Here is a 271-nt window from a genome sequence, read left to right as displayed (position 1 = left end):
AAACTAGACGCTCATCATTTCACGTACCTTGCAGCCATCGATCAGGAAGCACAAACTGATGACGAGTACCAATTCGCCCTCGGCCGAACGAGCCGTGCCGGTGATGCCGGGCGTGCTGATGCAGGTCAGTGGTTTGATGACCAGATCGGCCGTGCCATCGACGGCGTCAACCGACAAAATGTAGGGATTCGGGGCTGCAATGACAATGCCGACGCGTTCTGTCGACGGCATGTAGCCGAGAATTTTTCCCAGTGATTTGACCGGCAAGGGC

At 56.1% G+C, this 271-nt stretch carries 1 protein-coding gene; it reads right to left on the bottom strand.

Translation table 11 applies throughout. The features are described 5' to 3' along the window. Nucleotides 1-3: 3 nt before the first annotated feature. Nucleotides 4-271: hypothetical protein (locus QN347_RS19965; RefSeq protein WP_323494425.1), on the bottom strand; the 268-nt coding region annotated here is incomplete at its 5' end.

The organism is Sphingomonas sp. 10B4 (genome assembly GCF_035019905.1).
Taxonomy (GTDB): Bacteria; Pseudomonadota; Alphaproteobacteria; order Sphingomonadales; family Sphingomonadaceae; genus Sphingomonas; species Sphingomonas glacialis.
Note: the sequence above shows the minus strand (reverse complement) of the source record. Positions and strands in the feature narration are given on the sequence as shown.